Source organism: Arachidicoccus sp. (assembly GCF_050436765.1).
Classification (GTDB): Bacteria; Bacteroidota; Bacteroidia; order Chitinophagales; family Chitinophagaceae; genus Arachidicoccus.
In genome coordinates, this window is record NZ_JBNQGD010000354.1 from 2,484 (window position 1) to 7,661 (window position 5,178).

General features: G+C 39.5%; 4 protein-coding genes. 1 reads left to right on the forward strand and 3 read right to left on the reverse strand.

Translation table 11 applies throughout. From position 1 onward, the window contains the following. The 3 genes from ACQR30_RS15045 to ACQR30_RS15055 form a co-directional block, all read right to left on the reverse strand. Positions 1-570 (reverse strand): arginine deiminase-related protein (locus tag ACQR30_RS15045; RefSeq protein WP_429736569.1); only part of this gene is annotated, 570 nt, incomplete at its 3' end. 13 nt (positions 571-583) lie between these two features. After that, the gene (locus ACQR30_RS15050) at positions 584-2,101 is read right to left on the reverse strand and encodes an arginine deiminase family protein (protein ID WP_429736571.1); all 1,518 of its coding nucleotides are present in this window, start codon (positions 2,099-2,101) and stop codon (positions 584-586) included. A 95-nt stretch (positions 2,102-2,196) separates the two neighbouring features. Then, positions 2,197-2,643, reverse strand: coding sequence for an IPExxxVDY family protein (locus ACQR30_RS15055; protein ID WP_429736573.1), 447 nt, complete (start codon positions 2,641-2,643; stop codon positions 2,197-2,199). Positions 2,644-2,760: 117 nt separating this feature from the next. Between ACQR30_RS15055 and feoB the strand changes: the two genes are divergently transcribed. Continuing rightward, positions 2,761-4,893 carry a ferrous iron transport protein B gene (gene feoB, locus ACQR30_RS15060; RefSeq protein ID WP_429736575.1) on the forward strand — a complete coding sequence of 711 codons (2,133 nt, stop codon included), beginning with the start codon at positions 2,761-2,763 and terminating at the stop codon, positions 4,891-4,893. Positions 4,894-5,178 lie beyond the last annotated feature (285 nt).

Here is a 5,178-nt window from a genome sequence, read left to right on the forward strand (position 1 = left end):
CGTCTGGTTGATGGGGACATCATTTTCGTCTTTGGAAAGAAAGTGAATCGGTTGGTAGCCGTGCGCGTAAGCAAATTTTTCGAACAGGCCTTTGTGTGTGCGGGAGGAAATACAGCCATATACAAGCATGTTCTCGTGATCGAAAATCATGCTGCCTGTACCTTCCAGGAAAAATCCTTCTGCTTCAAATTCGCCCCAGTCTTCCACGTCAGCTACTTTAAAATCCGTCATTAGTCGTTGCAATATATCGTCTCGCTTTTCTACACGGCGATTCGCAGCAAACATGGGAAAGAGTATTATTTTACCGTCGGGCAGCGTACAAAACCAATTGTTGGGGAATACGGCGTCGGGTTTAGGCGGATTTTGTGTGTCCTCAATGACGATTACTTCTATTTGTTGAGCACGTAGTTTTTCTACAGCCTCATCAAACTCAGCAACTGCTTTTTCTGAAACTTCTTTAGAGGATAGCTGTGTTTGTGTTCCTTGAAATGCATTATTCACAGCGGTCTCGGTGTTGAAGCCAAAACTAGCGGGTCGAACCATTAATACCCTGGAGGCCAATTGTGCCATTTTTATAATTTTTTTAAAGAATATCCCTCTGTAAGGGCATGCTCATACAATGTGCGCCGCCACGAGCTCTGGAAAGTTCTGCCGAAGGTAAAAGTATGAGTGTGTTTTCTATGTCCTGTGGTTGTAATTTTTTTAACCTAAACTGTTCAAACAGGGTTTCTGCTCTTTGTATGGCAAAGCCATTTTCTTTGAAGCTGTTGATCGTGTATTCGTTGCGATCATAGCCCACAACTACCCCCTCTTGTAAGGCGAGCAAGTTGCAGGAATCAGTCCACTGTTCACGTTCATCGTAGGGAAATTGATTATTGCCGCTATATATAATTTTTATCTTCTCTTCCGGTATGCCAAAATCTTCCATACTAATATTGCGCAATAAAGATTCCAGTCCAAAAACCCTGTCTGAAATGTCCAATTCATAGTTGGTATTGGCCAGATAGGGTGAAGATAAAGGTTTGTAATAACGCAATACTTCTATTTTGAACCCTGACTGCGCTGTTTCAGATTGTAAAAATCGTTTTCCGTATTCATAGCGGCTTCTATTTTCTGGCGTCATTACTTTTTCCGAAAACTGACCAAAAAGTACCCAGGTATCTTTGCGTACTTGTGTAAATACGGTGTCGATATGCATCATAGCGCGATGTTGGGGTATTTTTATGACAGATATTTTTTCGATGCCCGAGCTACTGTCTGAAAAAATAGTATGAATGACTTCATTTACGCCGGAAGCGGTCGTGCGTTCGCTACAACCTATCAGTAAATGTTTTGGAGCAACCATCATTACGTCGCCCCCTTCCAGGCTAACTTTTTCCGCTATTTGCTCTTCCTCGCTCAGCAGAAAAAAATTGCTGGGTTCTGAGATTTCGATAAGCCTTTCCTCAGCCTTCTTAAATAGCCCGTATTGGGCGATAAACTTCATCAGCAAAGATTCCCTTTCGCGTGCGGAAGTGGCTGCATTACTTAGCAGTAAATGACTATTAATGGCGACCGCAATATCGCGGGTAAATATAAAATTGGGTAGCGGTGCAAATATAAAATCGCTGGACCCGCTGTTTTTATTGATAATACCGGTAATCAATGTTTTGGCAAGCTCGGAAGATTTGTCTATCTGATGTAGTTTTTTTTCGGTTTTTGCGCTGCTGCCTTCCCAGGCACATACGGCTGCGATAATGCGTTGACGCACATTATCCTGCTCTAAAATCCCGGAAAGTAAATATTGGGTATCCAACACTTGGGCACTTTTAAAATACGCATCATTGTCGGGTTTATAACAATCCTGTTGTTTTTTTGTGGCTTGTTTTATTTCCATTTCTGCCACATACTCCGCTTTATTTCTATCTAAAAAATATAATAATAATTTTACATATTGATTATATTCTTTACGCATTTGAGAAAGATGGACCGTATCATCATACAGCCATTCTTTGAATTTCGCCGGCACCACCTTTCCAATGCCGCCATCGGGGCTATGGATAATAAGTTTGCGCAGTTTTCCGATTTCTGTTTCTACATGTATTTTTTCATTTGAAAACATAAAATATTCCTCTGATTTGTAGCAAGATACTCTTTTTTTTGACGATTTCAAATCGCATCAAAACTCCTTTTATGGAATGCTAATTGATCTGCCGGTTAAAAGATAAGATTCTCCTTATTACTTAGAATAGTATGATCTATTTCTATCGCTAATTGTATACCCTGTATGGAGTTGATAACTGAAATCATATTTTGCAGCTGGTTGCTAATGGCCGGCGCTCCTTTTATCAACCAGATAAAGTCAATGTGTTTAAACTCAGGTAATAAGACTTCTCCGTCATTACGGTTGTCATATAAATAATGCTTGATAGAACTATATCTTACATCTGACTGGTAAACGGGAAAATAATAATTTCTGTTTCTCTTATTTAAGATAATTTCTATTTCGGTATTCAGGCGGAAATCGAAGTCTAATATTTTATTTGCTTGCAGACAAAACTTATAGCTTTTGTTGGAAGTAACAATACCAATAAGGCAGGTTTCTTCAAAAAACTCTTCGTAAGAATCGCTGATATCCAATAAGAAATTTTTGCCCGTTTTCATTTGGATACAAAGTTAGGTTTATCTGTTAGAAAGAAAAAACGGATATGTTATTTATTAATTCTTTTCCAATCTCGTAACAACTATATGATTTGGTAGTGCTAAATTTGCCGCCAAACCATGAGTACGGAAAAACAAATTATTCAAATTGCATTGGCTGGTAATCCGAACAGCGGTAAAACATCTCTGTTCAATGCATTGACCGGGCTGAATCAAAAAGTAGGGAACTTTCCGGGCGTAACCGTCGATAAAAAAACGGGAACGGCCACCTTATCTCCACAAATTCAGGCTAAAGTTATTGATTTGCCCGGTACCTATAGCCTTTATCCGCGCCGCGCCGACGAGTGGGTTGCGTATAGTGTACTCATGAATGTGGAGAAAAAAGAACGAATTGATATGGTTTTGTTGGTTTTGGATGCCAGCAACTTAAAAAGAAATTTGCTTTTCTGTACACAACTCATCGATTTGAAATATACGGTGGTGGTAGCGTTGACGATGAATGATCTGGCTGCTAAAAAAGGTATCCAAATAGATGTTGAAGAGCTTTCCAGGGAACTGAATATCCCCGTAATACCGGTAAACCCCCGTAATAACAAGGGTATTGGTGAACTGAAAAAGGTAATTGCGCGCATAGCGCTTCAACCTATTGCAGCGCCTGCCAATGATTTTATTGCGACCAAAAAGTTAGCTGAAGGAGCTATTACAAAGTTACAAAAGCAACTTCCGGATACGAATGATTATATGGCTTTGCACTATTTGGCTAATTATAAAAATTTGCCTTTTGCCCAGCAAAAAAAGGACGTAATTGCACAGATAGAACAAGAAGAAAAATTTAGTGCTACTAAAGCGCAGGCCGATGAAATATTGCAGCGCTACACGCGTATTCGCCAAATAATGCAGCAGTTTGTAGTAGAACCTGATCCATTGCAAAAGAAATTATTTACAGAAAAGTTAGATGATATTTTGCTACATCGCGTGTGGGGATATTTGATATTGGCGACGGTGCTTTTTTTCCTATTTCAAAGCATATTTTGGCTGGCGCAATACCCAATGGACGGTATTGACTGGAGCTTTACGCACCTGACCAACTGGGTAGCCGGTATTTTGCCAAGAGCCTGGTGGAGCGATTTGATTTGTAATGGATTGCTGGCAGGATTGGGTGGTATCATCGTATTTGTGCCACAAATAATGATTTTATTTGGATTGATTACCCTGCTGGAGGATACCGGCTATATGGCGCGTATTAGTTTCTTGATGGACAAGCTCATGCGTAAAGTAGGATTGAACGGGAAAAGCGTCATGCCGATGATTAGCGGCTTCGCTTGCGCTATTCCGGGGATTATGAGTACAAGAAATATTGAAAATAAAAAAGAACGCCTGCTCACCATCATGATAACGCCTTTGATGAGCTGTAGTGCGCGTTTACCGGTTTATACTATCTTGATTGGACTGGTGGTACCCAATATTTATTATTTGGGTGTTTTCTCGGCAAGAGGTCTGATCATGATGGCGATGTATATGTTAGGGGTCGTGATGGCCTTGATTGTGAGTCTGGTATTAAAATGGATTATCAAAGTGAAGGAAAAAAGTTTCTTTATTCTTGAACTGCCTATTTATCGTTCACCACGTTGGAAAAATGTAGGTGTCACCATGGTGGAAAAGGCGAAAGTATTTGTTTTTGAAGCCGGTAAAGTGATTATCATTATCAGCTTGTTAATCTGGTTTTTAAGTTCTTACGGGCCTAGCAAGAAAATGCAGGCCGTAGATCAAAAATATGAGGTTTTAAGAACCCAGGCGCCAAAAGCTGATTTGGCTACATTGGCGCAGATAAACCGGAATTTCGGCACAGAAAAATTAGAGAATTCTTATGCCGGAATTATAGGGAAATCTATTGAACCGGTTATTCGTCCATTGGGATATGATTGGAAAATAGGTATTGCACTGATTACCTCCTTTGCAGCCCGAGAAGTTTTTGTGGGTACGATGGCTACTTTATATAGTGTTGATGAAAACAATACAGCTACCCTTCAACAGAAAATGAAAAATGCAAAAAGGAGTGATGACTCGCCTGTTTATACGGTGCCTACCGCTATGTCCCTGATCATCTTTTATGTATTAGCAATGCAGTGCATGAGCACACTTGCTGTAGTTAAACGGGAGACTAAAAGCTGGAAGTGGCCTGTAATTCAGTTTATATATATGACCGGATTAGCCTATCTGTGCAGCTTTTTGATCTTTAGAATTTTAATCTAGTTGCTATGTTGACTGGTTGTGTTTTCAAAGATGCACTAGTTGTTCTCAAACCTTTCTGATAAAGTGCCCCCCATTTTATTTATAGCTTTTTGTAAGGATTTCCATTCATCGCTATCCATAAAATTTTTCGAATGCCGGAGAGCTACCTGTATTTCGTTTTTTTGGTTTTTCCAACCCTTAGCTTTAAAATAAGAAGACTTTAAAGAGTCTGTTAGATGACTTATCTCTTCTTCCTGACTTTGACACCATCATATTTATATAATATATAAATCTCTAATCATTATA

What these genes read in the sequence shown, in the direction of transcription:
- ACQR30_RS15050 (WP_429736571.1), bottom strand. Translation starts at nt 2,101, where the DNA reads ATGTTTTCAAATGAAAAAATACATGTAGAAACAGAAATCGGAAAACTG.
- ACQR30_RS15055 (WP_429736573.1), bottom strand. Translation starts at nt 2,643, where the DNA reads ATGAAAACGGGCAAAAATTTCTTATTGGATATCAGCGATTCTTACGAA.
- feoB (WP_429736575.1), top strand. Translation starts at nt 2,761, where the DNA reads ATGAGTACGGAAAAACAAATTATTCAAATTGCATTGGCTGGTAATCCG.